The following is a 16,163-nucleotide window of genomic DNA, read 5'->3' as shown; positions in this document are numbered from 1 at the left end:
TAGTCCCGTGGGGTAGAGGTCAATCCTGAGGGCCTTTGGAGCCCGCGACGGCGGTTCGAATCCGCCCGGGACTACTCAAAATCCCCAAGCCATCAGAAATGTAGATATATCTGGTCGATCTCATGGGGAGAGGGCCAGGCTGATTGATTATATCGCCCGTCACCAGTTGCTCCGGTAGTGTAGCCCGGCCAATCATTTCGGCCTTTCAAGCCGAAGACTCGGGTCCAAATCCCGGCCGGAGCATTTTACCATACTCTTCCCCAAGATCGGCCCTGCGCCGCTCCTGTGAGATTCCTTCTAACTTGGCCTCTTATCAGGGCTATGGCGCGCAATAATGGCCTTTTCTCCGGTGAAGATGCAGTCATTTTCGAACAGAATACCGCTGATCCAAAGAGAGGATATTGTCATATCCTTAAAGGGCATATGACCAATTGATATCGTTTTTTTCCTATAAAAGCCCGATATGTTTATATTCCAGAAGGCGGTATAGGGTGCTCGTGCCTGAGCAAAATACTCAAATACAAGCCGAGAAGCATGAGGATCAGGTACTCCATACCTCAAGCGAAAACCAGGTTGCTCTGCATGAGCATGGTCTTATGCTGGGAATTTGGACTCGTTGTCGTATGGTGTCATTGGATTTGGGCCTCTGCGGACGGCTTAGATCCTAAGCATTGATGGTAAATCAAGGAGGTGGGAAAGAAATGAGAAAACTAATAGCTGTTTTGATTATAGTCGCCATGGCCGTAGTAGGCATGGCCGGTGCAGCTAACTATATGTACGAAAAGGCATCGGTCAAGGGCGTTGGATACAAGAACGTAGAGATGATCATTTCCACCCAGTCTGGCTTCCATGGCCAGAAACTGGTAGAGAAGGAGTCCGGATCCGGAAACGTGATCACCGAGAGGACTGAGCTGGAAGCTGAGAGACAGTTGACTGCTGAAGGACTTCAGATGCCCTGCATATATCCCAATACCTGTGCAATGGACTACATCAACTTCACCAAGGAAGCTGAGTTCGAGTACATGCCAGTCTCTTACCAGACAGGCACCTATGACCAGAAGTGGGTTGAGAAGCTGTGCGTGCAGAACTACAGAATCGGCGCTGTGCTGACTGAGATGTACACCCATGCTGAGCACCTGCAGAAGACCACCGAGGTCAAGACCAGAGGCTACCAGAACATATGTGTAGATAACTGCTGCACCGGTGTCCTCGAGGCTAACCTGAACAGCAACGTCATCGGCGTTGCCCATATCGGCTGGATCTCCAGGGATCCCGAGCCCAGCAGGCTGCTCAAGGGCCGCCATGCTGAGTACGGCAGATCCGTCGAGGACCTGACTGGTGTCTTCGCCATTCAGAAGTTCATCCAGCTCTGGGGCAACTCCACCTGCGGCGCAATCAGCGTTGACTGGCTGCCCTGCGTATAAATTGAGTTAGATCTGCAAAAAGGAATATGACCTCAGGCTGCGAGGCCTGAGGTCTATGCAATATTTTTAAGATCGTATAACCTGCGTCTTACGCCTGGTTTTTTATTAGATTTTCCTTTAAGTGTTCTCTTCTGGCAATTGGGCGATCTGCCCGGGAAAAAACAGGCAAGAGAGGCGGAATCGTGGAATATAAAATTCTCTTATCCCTGCTCGATAGCTTTATATGTCAGTAATCTAATGAGGAAGGTTGTGCCTGAGACAATAGCTCAAGTAATATCTAATGGTAATCCTGGAATCAGGCGCCTCACGCCGGATAGGATGACATTTAACGCTTTTGGCTTATGTGCTGGAGCAGAGCGGAGCCGAGCGGTTTCATCTCTTCAGGTGGAGCGGTCCTGGATCTTTGATCAAGGATCTGTATATCCAGCCGGGGTGATGTACTGAGGGATCATTTGTTGCTGTCAAGAGCAGCTTTCGATCCTCATGTAAAGGAGGTGGGAAAGAAATGAGAAAACTAATAGCTGTTTTGATTATAGTCGCCATGGCCGTAGTAGGCATGGCCGGTGCAGCTAACTATATGTACGAAAAGGCATCGGTCAAGGGCGTTGGATACAAGAACGTAGAGATGATCATTTCCACTCAGTCTGGCTTCCATGGCCAGAAACTGGTAGAGAAGGAGTCCGGATCCGGAAACGTGATCCTTGAGAGGACTGAGCTGGAAGCTGAGAGACAGTTGACTGCTGAAGGACTTCAGATGCCCTGCATATATCCCAATACCTGTGCAATGGACTACATCAACTTCACCAAGGAAGCTGAGTTCGAGTACATGCCAGTCTCTTACCAGACAGGCACCTATGACCAGAAGTGGGTTGAGAAGCTGTGCGTGCAGAACTACAGAATCGGCGCTGTGCTGACTGAGATGTACACCCATGCTGAGCACCTGCAGAAGACCACCGAGGTCAAGACCAGAGGCTACCAGAACATATGTGTAGATAACTGCTGCACCGGTGTCCTCGAGGCTAACCTGAACAGCAACGTCATCGGCGTTGCCCATATCGGCTGGCTCTCCAGGGATCCCGAGCCCAACAGGCTGCTCAAGGGCCGCCATGCTGAGTACGGCAGATCCGTCGAGGACCTGACTGGTGTCTTCGCCATCCAGAAGTTCATCCAGCTCTGGGGCAACTCCACCTGCGGCGCAATCAGCGTTGACTGGCTGCCCTGCATTTAAATTAGATTAAGACTGTAAAAAGGAACATGACCTCAGGCTATGAGGCCTGGGGCCTATGCAATATTTTTAAAATCATATAACCTGCTTCTTACGCCTGTATTTTTGTTAGATGTTCCTTTGAGTGTTCTCTTCTGAGCAATTGGGCGATCTTCTCGGGAAAAAACAGGCAAGAGGGGTGGAATCGTGGAATATAAAATTCTCTTAACCCTGCTCGATAGCTTTATATGTCATTAATCTAATGAAAAATGTTGTGCCTGAGACAATGGCTCAAGTAACATCTAATGGTAATCCTGGAATCAGGCTCCTCACGCCGGATAGGATGACATTTAACGCTTTTGGCTTATATGCTGGAGGGAGCCGAGCGGTTTCATCTCTTCAGGTGGAACGGTCCTGGATCTTTGATAAAGGATCTGTATATCCAGCCGGGGTGATGTACTGAGGGATCACTTGTTGCTGTCAATAGCAGCTTTCGATCCTCATGTAAAGGAGGAGGGAAAGAAATGAGAAAACTAATAGCTGTTTTGATTATAGTCGCCATGGCCGCAGTAGGCATGGCCGGTGCAGCTAACTATATGTACGAAAAGGCATCGGTCAAGGGCGTTGGATACAAGAACGTAGAGATGATCATTCAAACCCAGTCTGGCTTCCATGGCCAGAAGCTGGTAGAGAAGGAGTCCGGATCCGGAAACGTGATCCTCGAGAGGACTGAGCTGGAAGCTGAGAGACAGATAACTGCCGAAGGACTGCAGTTCCCTTGCATGTATCCCAATTCCTGTTATATGGACTACATCAACTTCACCAAGGAAGCTGAGTTCGAGTACATGCCGGTATCTTACCAGACAGGCACCTATGACCAGAAGTGGGTTGAGAAGCTGTGCGTGCAGAACTACAGGATCGGCGCTGTGCTGACTGAGATGTACACCCATGCTGAGCACCTGCAGAAGACCACCGAGGTTAAGACCAGAGGCTACGGGAAAAAAGAGAGAATAGAAGACCTATGGGATTATAATCCCGACGACGGCCTTTGGTATGCTACCGGCTGTAAAATGGACTGCTGCACCGGTGTCCTCGAGGCTAACCTGAACAGCAACGTCATCGGCGTTGCCCATATCGGCTGGCTCTCCAGGGATCCTGAGCCCAACAGGCTGCTCAAGGGCCGCCATGCTGAGTACGGCAGATCCGTCGAGGATCTGACTGGTGTCTTCGCCATTCAGAAGTTCATCCAGCTCTGGGGCAACTCCACCTGCGGCGCAATCAGCGTTGACTGGCTGCCCTGCGTGTAGATGATCGTTATCGACATCGGGTGAATAAAAATCTTTAAAATAGGCCCGTCTCGGCGATCTGCTGGGCGGGCTTCATTTCGATCTTTTTTTTAATTAGCAGGGATTTGTCGTCATCTCAAAATGGCATGCGTTTGGTTGAAGCTTCTGCAACGAACCGGCCTTTGGATGACCATTATTATGAACAGATACATTTATATCGAATAAAAGCATCAACTTACAATTGTAGCTCAAGTCCTGCGCATGCGGGCAGGATAGCTACTGATCTAAAGGGATCAATAGCTGTTACATCAATCATCGGGGGTAAATGTATAATGAAGGGAGTAACGATAGCAGTTCTTGCAGTAGCCCTAGTGGGGCTATGTAGCATTACAATGGCTAATCCACCACTGGTACCGCCAGTGCAGTATGAGCAATTTTGTGAAAGCCATAAGGTATCCGGTTCAGGGATTATCGATGTTGCTAACTCGGTAATAGACAAAAAAATAGCTCTCGAGTACTTCGATACCATGACCGGGGATGGAGACATTGAGCTGGATCAGGAGACCGCATTTTCTCAGAATGCTGATGTCCTCAAGAGGAACATCTCCACGGTCAACGGCGGAAATAAGTCCAACCTGAACTTCGTCCAGAACACCAAGATGACCTACAGCGGACAGACACCATTGACCGGCGGACGTTACTTAAATTCCAAGGAGTTCTATGGCGGCATCGGCGCGAATGTGCAGGAGCTGTTCTCGGTTACTGAGATGGAGCAGGATGAGACCGCATTCTTCTCATCTACCACGCCCTACAACCCGCCAGGCACGACGCCTGAGAAGCTAGTAGATTCGCTAGCGAAAGCGGGAAGGGATCAGGATGCTGTTGCAGCCCTGATGGGCAGCAATCCCGCTCATCTGGTGGGAATCGAGACCAAGAATTCCTTCAACGGCACATGGGGCACAGACGCTACATGGCACAGGATATTCTACAAGGATATCAAAGCTCATGAGATGTTCACCGGAACATTCGAGGCTGAGAAGGTATTGAAGTTCCATGAAAATCCAGTGCGTGAGAAGCATCGCGCTCCTTGTGAAGGCATAGACTGCTAGGTCAAATGGCCTGGCTAGTTTTTTTATGTTGTTTAAAGGGGGTTACCATGAGAATATGTCTGATCATTACAATAGCAATGTTGATCCTGACAGTATGCCAGGTGCAGGCTACGGTTGAGGATCCGGGAATGGAGTTGGGTGATGTTTCTGCCACTTGGTCGGGTCCCTCTACTCCATCCATTCCCAACTATCTGCCCAGTCCCTGTTCAGGAGATTCCGGGGCTCTATCGGTAGATGTCAGTCTAACCGGGCCTGAATCGGAGGCGGACAAGTCATATACCACTCAGGGAAAGGAATTGGACTTCGTGGTTACTGTAACCAATGAGGGCTCAACTGATGCAGATGTTGAGGTTTGCGTCAAGCCAATGGACTGCGCCCTGGATTGGTTTGGCTGGACCAGAAGCCCTATGAATATACCTGCCGGAGGGTCCCGCTCCCAAACCCTGACCGTGCAGCCGGATATCAATGCCGTAGCCGGGAAGTACAGGTTTGCGGTTGAGGCATCGGCCAAATGCCGCACTTCAGCCTCTAGGGAGGCAACGTTCAGAGTGCAGGCATACGACTACGCCTCAGAGACCGCTATCAGTGGATCAGGACAGTTCCTGATGAACAAGGACCTGAGGTCGATGGAATCTGGTATCAAGTCCAACAAGGACGTGATATTCAGCGGCAGCGTGGATGCTCTGGTCAAGAACGAGTACATGGTGGATGATGCAAGGGGAAAGAATGCCAACTTCGTTGAGCAGGATGCAGTCGATAACTACAATGCAGTGGCCATTGGAGATGCACTTGTGGGAACGGAGAGCTTCAAGAGCTCTGCCATATTCGGCGGGGTCGGCTCCAAGATCCGGGAAACCTATGATTTGCAGCAGATGGAGTTCAAGAGCCAGGATTTCACACTGCATCAGACTGGATCTTTGAAGAAGACCGCTGAGTTCCAGACGGCGGATAACTTCACTGGATATTACCTCTTAGATGCCAAGCAATCTATCCCCGGCCAGAAGAGCCTTAAAGAGATTGAGGAGTACTTCGGATCCTTTGAGATCAACAGGAGGATTCTCTTCCGCAATAATGCTGAATCAGAGCCCGCCTGTCAGAATGGAGACTGCGAGGGAATAGCCACTCCCGCAGTCGATACTTCCAAGAAGATGCCGGTCGCCAGTCCCTGTACGAGCAGCTCATGCTATAACTTCGTAAATAGGCTGAATAATTTCGGCCAAAAGGCATAAGCTCTACTCTTTTATTTTTTATTAATTCTCTTGCTCTATTCAGTCAATTCGATTTGCGTTCTTTCTCAAATGTATATACATTCAGCCCCAAATATTTCAGCCAAAACCTTAAAATAGGCTGCAGAGAAGCTCATAGCGGGTGTTAGGGTTCTATAGGAGAGTGACCTTCCCGGACTGTGGGGATATCGGGCTGCCCGAATCGAATTATCATATCGGCCAGCAAATCCTTAAATCAAGAGCATCCGGGCAGAAAAGGAGGTAGTGTGGATTGAAGAGAGAAATGATCGTTCTAGCGGTTATCGCCATGGCTCTAATAGGCATGGCAGGCGCTGCCAATTACATGTACGAGAAATCGTCTGTAAAAGGGGTGGGTTATCGAAGCCTGGAGATGGTCATCTCCACCCAGTCTGGCTATGAGGGCCAGAAGCTGGTAGAGAAGCAGACCGGCTCAGGAAATGTGATCCTCTCCAGGATAGAGCTGGAGGCGGAGAGGCAGCCTTTGGACATGGCTTGCGAATGGGCGAACGGCTATCCAATGGATTACATCAACTTCACCTCAGAGCAGGAGCTGGAGTACATGCCCGTCTCCTATCAGACCGGCACCTATGACCAGAAATGGGTGGATAAGCTGTGCGTTCAGAACTATAAGATAGGTGCTGTTCTGACTGAGATGTACACTCATGCTGAGCACCTGCAGAAGACCACTGAGGTCAAGACCAGGGGATACAATGCCCTGACCGATACTCCCTGCTGCAACGGTGTCCTTGAGGCCAACATAAACAGCAATGTAATCGGTGTGGCCCATATCGGCTGGATCTCCAGAGATCCCGAGTCCAGCAGCGCGCTCAAAGGGCGGCATGCTGAGTATGGCCGATCGGTCGAGGACCTGACTGGCGTCTTCGCCATTCAGAAGTTCATCCAGCTCTGGGGCAACTCCACCTGTGGCGAAATCAGCGTTGATTGGCTGCCCTGCGTATAAGCCCTAATCGAGAATATCAAATTAATGCGCCGGAAACGGCGCAATTCTCTTTTTTAAAAGTTGATATCAATGGTTCTTCCCTGGAGAACATCCTCCTCGCTCACCTCAACCATCTGTGCCTTCACATCGTCTCCATGCACTGAGAACACCATATACGGGTCAGTTGCATGGACCTCATGCTCTCTCTCGGTGGAATAGGGGACTCTTACCTCAAGTGCATCTCCATTCCAGGTGGCCTGGTTGAGGTAGACGAACCTCCTATCCATATTGGAGGTCATATTGAGCAAAGCCATGCCATTTCCATCCCGGCCGGTATGGATTTTCAGCAACGCTCCGGGAACATACTGGAAGATCATAACCCTGCTCTTTCCTACATTTCCCATGATAGTGCTCGACTCGTGGATCAGGCGGAACCGGCCCATGCCTGTTCCGTCTGCTAGATAGAGCTTGCCCAATGTGGTGTTGAAGAACCTCTCTTTGGGTTTGGCTGAGAGCTGAGCGCCGTACTCCTCCAGGGCCATATAGCTGCTGATATCCTCATCCGCCCATTCTGTGAGGGAGGGCAGCTTGCCATAGGCAATGCCGAAATCGGCAAAGACGTACCTGGCACCTCTGGCATCCATTATCTCCGTCGCTTCCTTCTCGTCCTCTGCCAGATAGAACTTCACCGCATCCTCTATTCCGGTCTGGAAGTTGTTCGCCACCACCGGCCTTTCAGATAGATAGAGGATCCAGTTGCCATAGTCCCACCAGCTCATCACGCTGTACTCAGGGATCTCTTCCGGATCGGCAAAGTGGCTGGTTGGGTCGCTGTTCTCCTTCAGCCAGAATAGAGAGTCCTGCCAGTCGCCTGCGATCGCAGGTGGCGAATTGCTGGCGAAGTTGAAGGCATCAATTGCCGTCGGCAGGACAAGAAGCAGGATGATGGCTGCTGCCAGGGCCCTGTGGAGCTTTGCGCCCCTCTCCTCCTGGAACTTCTTAAGGCGATCCAGGGCATAGAATATCAGTATGCTTATCAGCATGCCCATGAATATCGTGGAGATGTACAGAAATCTGCCCTGTCCCAGGGTGAGAAGGATGGAGAAGACTGCCCATATCAGAAGGAGAAGCAGGCTCTGCTGCATTCTTCTTTCTTCTTTTCGCATATAGACTACTATGGCGGCTGCTCCTGCTAGGGAGAATAGGATGTTCAGTCCCAGCCAGGAGAAGACCACCTGAGATAACGTATCAAGGTCATAGATGAGCGGTTCTGCCTCTCCAATCTTGCCGATCATCTCCCCTCCCCAGATGTATCCCATTCCCGTTCGGATCAGACCCTCCAGTCCAAAGAATCCGCCCAATATCTTTGAGAGCAGCAATGATATAATGAATATGGCGAGGATGGCCAATGGGAATGCCTTCCAGGATATGCTCCTCTTAGCGATAATGTGTGCCAGTGCCAGCATGATGGCCAGGGCGACGAATATGGCTGCCAATCCCAGGAATGAGGGTGACATCCAGGGGGTATTCCTGAAGGGCAAAACGAGTATAAGGGCGAGGAAAAAGGCTACAAGCAGCGTTGAGACGATGTTCAGGTTTGGCTTTTCCTGGCGCAGTTCCAGGCTCATACCAAATGCTGCGAATAGCAGATACGCCCCGAAGTAGACATCTGCGCCCTGCCAGGTATATGCCAGGGCGGCCAGTGCCACACCTGCCGCAGAAGCGTAGAGCCATCTCTTATCCGGCCGGGAGAATGCGAGGACCATGAACAGGAGAGAGAGGAGCTGAAACAACACCTCCAAAGAGTGATGGTCGGTGGCGGCAACCATAGTATAGAGGAGGTAGTAGGGGGCGAGAGCGGTCATGAAGCTTGCCAGAAGGGCAATTCTGTGATCGAAGAGCTCTCGCATGATATAGTAAACGACGACCATCGCCAGCAGACCGATGATGACAGGCACAAAGGCCGCCGTCATCTCCACCCCCTCTTTTGTATGCTGGCCCAAAGCGATGCATAGGGCAGCGGAGATCTGGTCGAAGAGCGGGGGCCAGGTTATGGAAAAGCCATGAGGGTAGTTCAGGTAGGTATCAAACCATAGCGTATCAGGAAAGTTGCTGGTCCCATAGAGTATCCTGCGCATATGATAGTATTCATCGTAGCCCGGGAATACTATCCCATGTTCGGTAAGTGAGTTCCTTCCTGCAAAGAGCTTCAACAAGAAGCCGAAGACAAGGACTGCTATCAGCTCAACCGGCTCGCTTCTCTTCCCCTCATCCATGAATTCAAGCATTGATATTCGATAATATAAAGCCTTTTGAGGATAGTTTATCTAAAAGAGCATAGAGAGATCTTAGAGCGGATTCAGAATGAAGGTCGCTGTCTACTGGTGCCGGACGGCAGAGATATCACCAAAGAGCCCAATCTACTGCTATCGCGGCTCTGCGCCAGCGACCGTGGAATTCTCGATGGTTCTCTTTTATCTGAATAACCCTTCCTGAGACCTCGGGGCTAGATTAATTCAGAGCCCGGCACGCTTGACGATTACGTCGGCCACCTGCCTGGCATCTTTAAATGGGAAATCGCTGGCTTTCAAGACCTTTCCTGCATCGCCCGCTGTAATTTCCACGTCTCCTGCCTTGCATTTGGTGGCAGCACCCTGGGGCAGGGCAGCCATAAGCTCTTCAGGCGTTTTTATGGGAAACTTTGCTTCCTTTAAGGCACCAACAATTTGGGCATGTATCTCGTCTTTTGCACTCATTGTGTTTCACCAATCCTTCTATTGTCTGGTTACGAATATATACTTTAGCGTTATAAAACTATACAAGGTATAATTGAATACACAAGGTTAACTCTCAGATACATAATAGAAACCTTTTTATCATCGCTTCAGTTTGATGATATCATGAATGCGGATCTTCTGAAGGATGTCAACGCCATAAAGTCGAAGCTAGATATCATGCACGAAGACATGAAGAGGTTCATGGAACGCTCAAATCAGCAGCACTTGAATTCTATTGTCGATGGCTGCAGAAGCGATTTTTTTGATGTAATCCGGGGATACGCAACCGATGAGATAGAGAGCAGCTTGGAAGGCAAGATATCGAAGGACTGTCATATGAAAAATGCTTGCAAAGCGCTGTTCTCAGATCTTCTGAATAGCAGCCTGGATCAGATAAAAAGGGGCGAGGTATCAGCGGATTCCATCAACGATGCGAAATCGAAGCTGGAAGAGATGCGCAGGAAGTCTCCTTATGATCAGTGCAAAACATGCTTTTCTGAGGTGGCCAGGCTATTGGATAAGCAGATAGATCTGATGCGTTCGCTTAGGGTATACCGAGAAAATGATTTGACGGGTGAATCGATGGAGTCCCTTCCCGAAAAAGAGACTGTCGTCGAGCTCCTCGAGCCCCTGAGCAATAAACAGAGACTGCAAATTCTAAAGGCCCTTTTCGCTGAGACGAAGACCTTTTCTGCCCTTGCTGAGCTCACAGGATTGCGGGGCGGCAATCTGCTCTTCCACTTGCAGAAGCTGCAGAATGGAGGAATGATTTTGCAAAGAAATGAGAGAGGGGACTATATGATTAGCGAGAAGGGATATCGAGCCCTCAGGGGAGTTGCAGAGTTATATTCGGACCTGGGCTCGAAAAGGATCAGCTCCGAACCGATAAAAAGGCCATAGAAATGGCGCAAGGGAACTCCGGTCTTCAGGCCGGAGAAGCTGACGAGGTAGATAGCCTTTGCCTTCGGATCCTCGGGGGCGGTCCGCGTTCCTATTGCTCACGAAGACCTCTCATTCCGGCGGCCTGCCTTCGTCTCTGGCCCGGACTTGCAGCCATCCCATATCTACAATTCCATTATTCATCCGCATGCCAGACCTCTGCTCCCCCATTCTCTCGCCAGGATTTCCAATTACCTATTCCTATCTTTGGGAAAGATCTCTGCCACTGTATCTTCTGCATCCTCCAGCCAGGCAGTTCTCTTAACCGGCGTGCTGGTCGCAATCACACAATAGGTCTTCCGATAGAACTCCTCCACCCCGCAGAGCCCAAAGATGCAGTCCTTCCACAGCCTCTGCAGTGGATCGCCAAAAGCCTCGCGCTCCCGGTCCGGGAAGGTGTTGGAGGTGTTGAACACCAGCGCCTTTCTGGCTTTCAAGAGGCCCCTTGGCACTCCTTCGCCGCTGTCCCCCTCCAAAAATTCGTAAGCTACCCCCGGCCGGATCACCCTGTCCACCCATCCCTTGAGGATGGCGGGAGGCATGCCCCACCAGTTGGGGTGGACGATTATGATCCCATCTGCAGAGACGATCTCACCGCAATGCTTCATAAGATTTGAATCTATATCCGCGCCTTTGGGAATCTCCCCATAAGGCAGCACAGGATCGAATCGTTCCCGGTAGAGGTCGTGAAATCTGACGCTGTGGCCGTTGCCGTCAAGGGCGTTGATGGCTGCAATAGCTATGGCATGGTTGAAGCTTCCCTGGTTGGGGTGAGCGAGGATAAGTGAGACATTCATTGGGGATCGTCCTATCGGTAGACTCTATTTGGTTATTTATTGCCATTAATATCCTATTCACTCAATGGGCCATTTTGGTATGGCCTTGTCTATCTCTTCCATAAGGCGCATGGTTTCCTTTAGGGCACGATGATTTGATGAAGATCGAGGCCGCCCACGCCCTGGTTATGCATGCATCTGCTGCCCGAGGCGGAGCCCACCGTCTACTGGCACCGGACTCTGGGGGACATCGTCAACTACTCCGGTCTAAAGACCGGAACTTGTAACTGAGGTAAGATGTTTCCCCGCTACAATAGGCTGGTTGACTTCAGCCCTAAAAGCGATGTTCATCGCGGCAATGTGATCTGCAGGCCCAGCGAAGCCACAGGACTCACATCTGAACTCATCTCTAGTTGGCCGGTTGGCTTTAGAAACATGCCCGCAAGAGGGACATGTCCTGGAAGTGTTCCTGGGGTCAACAAAGACCAACGGAACACCCGCAACCTTAGCTTTGTATTCAACAAACGTCCTAAGCAACCCGAAATTCCAAGTATGCAAGCGACGACGCTGAGCCTTCATAACCGTGACTCTGGATCGGATGCCTTGAAGATCTTCAAGGGAAATGGATCGCAGAGTGTCTTTGGCTTTCGTAACTATATGCTTGGAAATGCAATGGTTGACATCTCTAGAGAACCTGGCAGTCCTGCCAGACAGCTTCTTAAGATGTCGTTTGGCCGATTTAGTGCCTTTGCTCTGGAGTCGGGCTTTCAGAGAATCAAGTCTCTCTCTGGTCTGGTTGATTTGCTCACCGGAATGCACTTCTCCATCAGAATCAACAGCAAGGTACTTGATACCGAGGTCAACTCCAAGGGTTCCTTTAGGGTCGTAAGGAGTCTCTTCGTCAACCTCTACAACTACGCAAAGGTAGAAGATTCCGTTAACCAGAATCAAATCAGCCTGTCCTCGGATTCTGTCGAGCCTTGCTTTCTGGTATTCTCCAAACCGAATAGGGATAGCCTGCCTTCCTTGCAGCGTGATCAAAGAGACCTTCTCAAGTCCTTTCCAGGAAAGGATACGCTGATCATAGACGATCGCACCATCAAGATGGAACTCTGGCTTAATGGACTTGTCTCTCTTGTAGGCTTCGCAGACCTTGGAAATGGCCCTAATAGTAAGCTGAGAGGAAAGACCGAAATGTTCTCTAACAGGATAGTAAACCGTCTTATGGATTTCAACCTTGTTGGCACTATGCATAGCAAATACAGTCTCTGCTATGCGATTACAAGCCTCGTTAAACCTCTTCATAGTTTCACAGAGCATCTTATGTTGCTCCGGGGAGGGATCGAGTTTTACCATCAAGGTCTGAAGCATTGCATTGAAGATTATATTCAATGGATATATAGTTTTCGATATCAAGGGCGGGGTACGCTCCTCCCCGGCCTGAAGGCCGAGGTTTCCACTACCCCTGCACCCCGGAGGACTCTATGAACGAGCTGATCTCCTGCGGCTTTCAGATCGCCAGGGTGATCGAGCCCGAGCCCCCGGAGTGCTGGAGAAGCATGTGCCCGGATCGGATGGATGGCGCTCGGATACCTGATTTTCTGCTCCTGGTCTGCAGGAGAACGCAGCCAAGCAGGACTTAAGGGGAAATCTTCTTATCCTGCACATCCCAAAAGCTGACCGGATATGAGCAGCAATGCAGGACCTGGCAATGCAGGACTCTTGATAGCATTGGGATTTCTCCTCCTGCTCTCCCTGGCAAACTCCTATTACATCTACAGCCTGGAGGGCGAGATCTCCGCCTTGAAGGAGGAGGTAAGAGAGCTGTCTGGCCCCCTGGGGTTATCGGTCTACAGCCAGAGCGATCCTCCCGGGGGGAGCATCACCATGGCCCAGAAGAGCATACCGATAGTGGCGGTATCTGATGATGAGATCGGTGTCATGGGCAAGATGAACCTGAGGCTGATTCCAGGCAGCAATGACATCCTGATCGACACCAATCCCTTCTCCGAGCCCGAGGTTCAATATGCCGTAAAGAAGGCGGTGGCCGTTGCCCGGTCCCGCTATCCCGGCGCCAAACTGGATATGGATTTCGTCTTCAACTTCACCTCCACCAGAGCGCAGCTCATTGGCGGGGAGAGCGCTGGAGCGGCAGCGGCCATCCTCACCATTGCCGCCCTGGTGGACAGGGATATCAAAAAGGATGCGGTGATAACCGGAACCATAAACGAGGACGGATCCATAGGCCAGATCGGCAGCGTGCTGGAAAAGACAAAAGCGGTGTCAGATGCCGGCTACAAGTACTTTTTGATCCCCGAGGGCCAGGCCGATGTTATCTATTATGAGAGGCAGGTTGAGCGCAGGTCAACCGATCTAGGCTTCGATATCATGAGGTCCAAATATGTGCCCAGAACTCTGAACATCTCCCAGGCGGCATTTGAGGAGCTGGGCCTGAATGTGATCGAGGTCTCCAATATCGATGAGGCTCTGCCCTATTTCTTTGAGGATTGACCTTTTGGGACTTAGGGGGATAGGAATATCTATTTTCAGGTGCTACAATCTATATTGGGGTTGATCATATGGATGAATCGGATCGAATTATGATTAAGGATGCTGTCGCATCGATGGACCTGGGCCAGAAAATCCTCCTGTATGAGTCGATGAAGAAGAACGTTGGATTGATCACTCTGATCAGCATCTTCATTCCCGGAGGGGGCCAGATATACCTGGGCGAATATCTGAAAGGTCTGCTGATCCTGCTCCTCGCCTGGCTCGTCCTGCCATGGCTCTACGGCATCTATGATGCCCATACCACAGCAAGCGGCTTCAACCGCGAACTGCACGATCTTATCTACCCGGGACAGATGCTGGCGGAGGCGGAATCGGTGAAGGTTCCCGTGCAGGAGGAGTAGGCAGGGGAAGAGTATTCTTCAGCTGGCTATCTTGTTATCACGATCTATTTGATCCTATCCTCCACCTGCTTGAAGTCGATGAACCCAAGATTCACATCCACCGAGATCAGTTCTACAGTGACCTCATCTCCCACATCGATTCCCTTTCTTTTTCCTTTGAGCATCCCTTCCACTGGAATGTCAAGCAGCCGCACCCAGGTGCCCTTCTCCGATGAGCCGGTGACCATGGCGCTAAACCTCTCCCCAATTCTCGGCTCGAGCAGAAGTGCAGCAGCTGACTTGCTCACCTGCCGCTCCACCTTGGCCACGATATCCTCTTTCCTGGTGCAGTGGTCGGCCAGACGGTCCAGCTCACGTATTGAGTAGGGCAGGGGCTTATTCTCAATGGCTGCTTTGAGCAGCCTCTGGGTGATCAGATCGGGATAGCGCCGGTTGGGGGCGGTGGAGTGGGCGTAATCCTTGACCGCCAGGCCGAAGTGGCCTATGGGCTCCGTCTCGGGCAGTTCTGCCACGTACTCGCCATTTCCCAGCAGCTTGATTACCGCCAGGGACAGATCGGGGAAGCGGAGGGGATCTTTCTTCTTCATCATGTTCAGGAATATCTCCAGCTTTCTTGAGCTGGGGTTGGGGGGAAGCTTGAAGGCATGCTGAGCGGCGATCTGGACGATCCGGTCCCATCTCTTGGGAACCCGCACCACTCTGCGAATGGAGGGCATATTTCGCTCGGTCAGATAGCGGACGGTCACTCCATTGGCGGCGATCATGAAGTCCTCGATGATCTGTTTGGCCCGGTTAGTCTCCTCCACTAAAAGGTCGCAGAGCCTCTCCCCCTTGAAGACCGGTTTGGCCTCAATGGTCTCCAGGCTTAAAGCGCCCTCTTTATGGCGGAGGCTCTTCATATTCTGGGCCACTTTATCCTGGAGGAGAAGGTTCTCCGCCAGGCCGTCCATGGCGCTAACCGCTTGGGGCATGGGCCCAGTTCCCTCCAGCCAGGCGGCCACGCTGTTATAGGCCAGCTTGGCGTGGTTATGCACCACCGCCCGGTAGACGTCTGAGTCGACCAGCGAGCCGTCGGGGGCAACGGTCATATCCACCACCACCGCCAGGCGGTCCTGGTCTAGGTTAAGAGAGGTGAGGTTGGTGGAGAGCTTCAGAGGCAGCATGGGGAAGATCTGGGCGGCGGTGTAGACGGAGGTGGTGTTGGCCTGAGCATCAAGGTCGATGGCAGAGTCCTTGTGGACCAGGCTGTCCACGTCTGCCACTGCTACCCTGATCCTGGCCTTTCCGTCGTCCAGGGGCTCGGCCACGGTAAGCTGATCCAGGTCCTCGGAGTCATCGTTATCTATGGAGGCCCAGAGCAGCCCTCTCAGGTCGCGGATATGGGGGGCGCCATCAGCCTTGGCTGGACCGTTGATACGGGCGAGCTCGGAGAGGCACTCCGGCGAGAAATCGGTTTGAAGGCCCCGCATGAGCATTATTCCTCTGGCGACTTTCTGCAAGATGGTCCGGTTCTGAGCTTCTGGTCTTTTGCCCCTGGTAATCATGAATT

Annotated in this window: 15 protein-coding genes and 2 tRNA genes; 12 read left to right on the top strand and 5 right to left on the bottom strand. The window is 51.3% G+C overall.

Going from position 1 to position 16,163, the window contains the following annotated elements; all coding sequences use genetic code 11:
* The first annotated feature begins 1 nt into the window (after window position 1).
* The 8 genes from MCON_RS04930 (at window position 2) to MCON_RS04890 (ending at window position 7,231) form a co-directional block, all read left to right on the top strand.
* A tRNA-Gln gene (locus MCON_RS04930) sits at window positions 2-74 on the top strand.
* A gap of 94 nt (window positions 75-168) precedes the next feature.
* Window positions 169-243, top strand: a tRNA-Glu gene (locus MCON_RS04925).
* 458 nt (window positions 244-701) lie between these two features.
* Window positions 702-1,424, top strand: coding sequence for a hypothetical protein (locus MCON_RS04915; protein WP_013718917.1), 723 nt, complete (start codon window positions 702-704; stop codon window positions 1,422-1,424).
* Between the two features lie 505 nt (window positions 1,425-1,929).
* Entirely contained in the window at window positions 1,930-2,652 is a 723-nt protein-coding gene (locus MCON_RS04910; protein WP_013718915.1) for a hypothetical protein, read from the top strand.
* Window positions 2,653-3,152: 500 nt separating this feature from the next.
* Window positions 3,153-3,935 carry a hypothetical protein gene (locus MCON_RS04905; protein WP_013718913.1) on the top strand — a complete coding sequence of 261 codons (783 nt, stop codon included), beginning with the start codon at window positions 3,153-3,155 and terminating at the stop codon, window positions 3,933-3,935.
* Window positions 3,936-4,246: 311 nt separating this feature from the next.
* Window positions 4,247-5,023: a hypothetical protein gene (locus MCON_RS04900; RefSeq protein WP_013718912.1), complete on the top strand. Its 777-nt coding sequence runs from the start codon at window positions 4,247-4,249 to the stop codon at window positions 5,021-5,023.
* Window positions 5,024-5,070: 47 nt separating this feature from the next.
* Complete coding sequence (locus MCON_RS04895; protein ID WP_013718911.1) at window positions 5,071-6,252, top strand: COG1470 family protein; 1,182 nt, start codon at window positions 5,071-5,073, stop codon at window positions 6,250-6,252.
* Between the two features lie 268 nt (window positions 6,253-6,520).
* The gene (locus tag MCON_RS04890) at window positions 6,521-7,231 is read left to right on the top strand and encodes a hypothetical protein (protein WP_013718910.1); all 711 of its coding nucleotides are present in this window, start codon (window positions 6,521-6,523) and stop codon (window positions 7,229-7,231) included.
* Between the two features lie 53 nt (window positions 7,232-7,284).
* Here MCON_RS04890 and MCON_RS04885 read toward each other — a convergent pair whose 3' ends face one another.
* Both MCON_RS04885 and MCON_RS04880 read right to left on the bottom strand, forming a co-directional pair.
* Entirely contained in the window at window positions 7,285-9,486 is a 2,202-nt protein-coding gene (locus tag MCON_RS04885; protein ID WP_162144997.1) for an oligosaccharyl transferase, archaeosortase A system-associated, read from the bottom strand.
* Between the two features lie 240 nt (window positions 9,487-9,726).
* Window positions 9,727-9,966 carry an MTH865 family protein gene (locus MCON_RS04880; protein WP_013718908.1) on the bottom strand — a complete coding sequence of 80 codons (240 nt, stop codon included), beginning with the start codon at window positions 9,964-9,966 and terminating at the stop codon, window positions 9,727-9,729.
* A 144-nt stretch (window positions 9,967-10,110) separates the two neighbouring features.
* On the opposite strand from MCON_RS04880, the gene MCON_RS04875 reads away from it, so the two are divergent.
* Complete coding sequence (locus tag MCON_RS04875) at window positions 10,111-10,887, top strand: winged helix-turn-helix domain-containing protein (RefSeq protein WP_013718907.1); 777 nt, start codon at window positions 10,111-10,113, stop codon at window positions 10,885-10,887.
* Window positions 10,888-11,117: 230 nt separating this feature from the next.
* Here the strand turns inward: MCON_RS04875 and MCON_RS04870 are convergent, their stop codons facing one another.
* Both MCON_RS04870 and MCON_RS04865 read right to left on the bottom strand, forming a co-directional pair.
* Window positions 11,118-11,723 carry an NAD(P)H-dependent oxidoreductase gene (locus MCON_RS04870; RefSeq protein WP_013718906.1) on the bottom strand — a complete coding sequence of 202 codons (606 nt, stop codon included), beginning with the start codon at window positions 11,721-11,723 and terminating at the stop codon, window positions 11,118-11,120.
* 246 nt (window positions 11,724-11,969) lie between these two features.
* Window positions 11,970-13,073, bottom strand: coding sequence for an RNA-guided endonuclease InsQ/TnpB family protein (locus tag MCON_RS04865; protein ID WP_048132921.1), 1,104 nt, complete (start codon window positions 13,071-13,073; stop codon window positions 11,970-11,972).
* Between the two features lie 113 nt (window positions 13,074-13,186).
* Between MCON_RS04865 and MCON_RS16030 the strand changes: the two genes are divergently transcribed.
* The 3 genes from MCON_RS16030 to MCON_RS04855 all read left to right on the top strand — a co-directional run bounded on the left by MCON_RS16030 (window position 13,187) and on the right by MCON_RS04855 (window position 14,614).
* Entirely contained in the window at window positions 13,187-13,345 is a 159-nt protein-coding gene (locus tag MCON_RS16030; RefSeq protein WP_013718904.1) for a hypothetical protein, read from the top strand.
* 43 nt (window positions 13,346-13,388) lie between these two features.
* Window positions 13,389-14,213: a S16 family serine protease gene (locus MCON_RS04860; protein WP_013718903.1), complete on the top strand. Its 825-nt coding sequence runs from the start codon at window positions 13,389-13,391 to the stop codon at window positions 14,211-14,213.
* Window positions 14,214-14,281: 68 nt separating this feature from the next.
* A complete protein-coding gene (locus MCON_RS04855) occupies window positions 14,282-14,614 on the top strand; it encodes a hypothetical protein (protein ID WP_013718902.1) in 333 nt (110 codons plus the stop codon).
* Between the two features lie 44 nt (window positions 14,615-14,658).
* On the opposite strand, the gene MCON_RS04850 is transcribed toward MCON_RS04855, so the two are convergent.
* Entirely contained in the window at window positions 14,659-16,158 is a 1,500-nt protein-coding gene (locus tag MCON_RS04850) for an RNB domain-containing ribonuclease (protein ID WP_013718901.1), read from the bottom strand.
* Window positions 16,159-16,163 lie beyond the last annotated feature (5 nt).

This window comes from Methanothrix soehngenii GP6, assembly GCF_000204415.1.
In the GTDB taxonomy this organism is placed as follows: domain Archaea; phylum Halobacteriota; class Methanosarcinia; order Methanotrichales; family Methanotrichaceae; genus Methanothrix; species Methanothrix soehngenii.
Note: the sequence above shows the minus strand (reverse complement) of the source record. Positions and strands in the feature narration are given on the sequence as shown.